Annotated in this window: 3 protein-coding genes; 1 reads left to right on the top strand and 2 read right to left on the bottom strand. The window is 22.4% G+C overall.

What is annotated here, in order from left to right:
• Positions 1-391 precede the first annotated feature (391 nt).
• Entirely contained in the window at positions 392-622 is a 231-nt protein-coding gene (locus FG385_RS34195) for a hypothetical protein (protein ID WP_160148963.1), read from the bottom strand.
• A gap of 338 nt (positions 623-960) precedes the next feature.
• Between FG385_RS34195 and FG385_RS34575 the strand changes: the two genes are divergently transcribed.
• Positions 961-1,176: a hypothetical protein gene (locus tag FG385_RS34575; RefSeq protein WP_200834780.1), complete on the top strand. Its 216-nt coding sequence runs from the start codon at positions 961-963 to the stop codon at positions 1,174-1,176.
• A 170-nt stretch (positions 1,177-1,346) separates the two neighbouring features.
• Here the strand turns inward: FG385_RS34575 and FG385_RS34190 are convergent, their stop codons facing one another.
• Positions 1,347-1,697, bottom strand: a complete 351-nt coding sequence (locus FG385_RS34190) for a hypothetical protein (protein WP_160148962.1) — start codon at positions 1,695-1,697, stop codon at positions 1,347-1,349.
• Positions 1,698-1,726: the final 29 nt, after the last annotated feature.

Here is a 1,726-nt window from a genome sequence, read left to right as displayed (position 1 = left end):
GTTGTTGTTTTCTTCTTGTTGTTGTTGTTATTATATATATATATTTGTTGTTGTTGTTTTCTTCTTGTTGTTGTTGTTATTATATATATATATATTGTTGTTGTTGTTTTCTTCTTGTTGTTGTTGTTATTATATATATATATTTGTTGTTGTTGTTTTCTTCTTGTTGTTGTTGTTTCTTCTTGTTGTTGTTATTATTACATATATATATTTGTTGTTGTTGTTTTCTTCTTGTTGTTGTTGTTATTATATATATATATTTGTTGTTGTTGTTATTATATATATATATATTGTTGTTGTTGTTTTCTTCTTGTTGTTGTTGTTTTCTTCTTGTTGTTGTTATTATTATATATATATATTTGTTGTTGTTGTTTTCTTGTATTATTGTTCATTATTGTTTTTTCTTATTATTATTATTATTGTATTTTTGCATATTCTTTTTTATTGTTCTTCTTCTTGTTGCTCTTCTTCTCTCTCGCTCTCTCTGACAGTCTTTCTTCTTGCTTTTCCCACCTCTTTCCATGTTTTTTTTTGTGTTATTATTATTATTATTTTTAATATTGTTCTTTAGAGAGAGTGCTCTCTCTTTTTCTCTTCTTCTTCTTCTTCTTCTTTGTTTCATTATTGTTCGATATACTATTATTATTATTATTGTCATTACGATTATTACCATTATTATCATTACTATTCTTATTATTATTATTATTATTGTTATTATTTATTAGTATTACTATTATCATTATTTGTTACTACTATTATTATCAACTTCATCATGTTTTATTATTATTACTATTATTATTGTTACCAATGTTGTTGTTATGATTGTTACAGTGTTGTTAATATTATTATTACTATTAGTTATCATTATTATTGTTATTATTATTATTATTATTGTTATTTCTAATGTTCAGAGCTTTATTGTTATTATTGTTGTTATTATTGTTGTTATTATTGTGGTCGTTGCTGCTGTTAGTAATCATCATTATTATTATTGTCATTATTGTTGTTGTTATTATTGTTGTTGTTGTTATTATTATTATTGTTATTGGTGTTGTTGTTATGATTGTTGTAGTGTTGTTGTTAATATTATTATTACCATTAATTATCATTATTATTATTATTATTATTATTATTGTTGTTGTTATTTCTAATGTTCAGAGCTTGATTATTTCATGAGAATGGCGCAGCTTGATCCATTTAACTCGATGCCGAATCCTTATTATTGGTTATTGTTATTATTATTGTTGTTGTTATTGTTATTGTTATTGTTATTGTTATTGTTGTTGTTATTGTTATTGTTATTGTTATTGTTATTGTTATTGTTATTGTTATCGTTATTGTTATTGTTATTGTATTGTTATTGTTGTTGTTATTGTTGTTGTTATTGTTGTTGTTATTGTTGTTGTTATTGTTGTTGTTATTGTTATTGTTATTGTTATTGTTGTTGTTATTGTTGTTGTTATTGTTGTTGTTATTGTTGTTGTTATTGTTATAGTTATCGTTATTGTTATTGTTATTGTTATTGTTATTGTTGTTGTTATTGTTGTTGTTATTGTTGTTGTTATTGTTATCGTTATCGTTATTGTTATTGTTATTGTTATTGTTATTGTTATTGTTATTGTTATTGTTATTGTTAATGTTGGTGTTGTTGTTGCTGTTCTTCTCTTACCATTTCTCTTTCTTCTTCTTTTTCTCATTCTTCTTCTACTCATCTTTTTCTTTCTCT

Source organism: Amycolatopsis alkalitolerans, from assembly GCF_006152065.1.
Taxonomy (GTDB): domain Bacteria; phylum Actinomycetota; class Actinomycetes; order Mycobacteriales; family Pseudonocardiaceae; genus Amycolatopsis_E; species Amycolatopsis_E alkalitolerans.
This window is presented reverse-complemented; position numbering and strand designations above follow the sequence as displayed.

Coding starts and splice junctions, on each gene's coding strand:
- FG385_RS34190 (WP_160148962.1), bottom strand. CDS start 1,697: ATGAGAAAAAGAAGAAGAAAGAGAAATGGTAAGAGAAGAACAGCAACA.
- FG385_RS34195 (WP_160148963.1), bottom strand. CDS start 622: ATGAAACAAAGAAGAAGAAGAAGAAGAAGAGAAAAAGAGAGAGCACTC.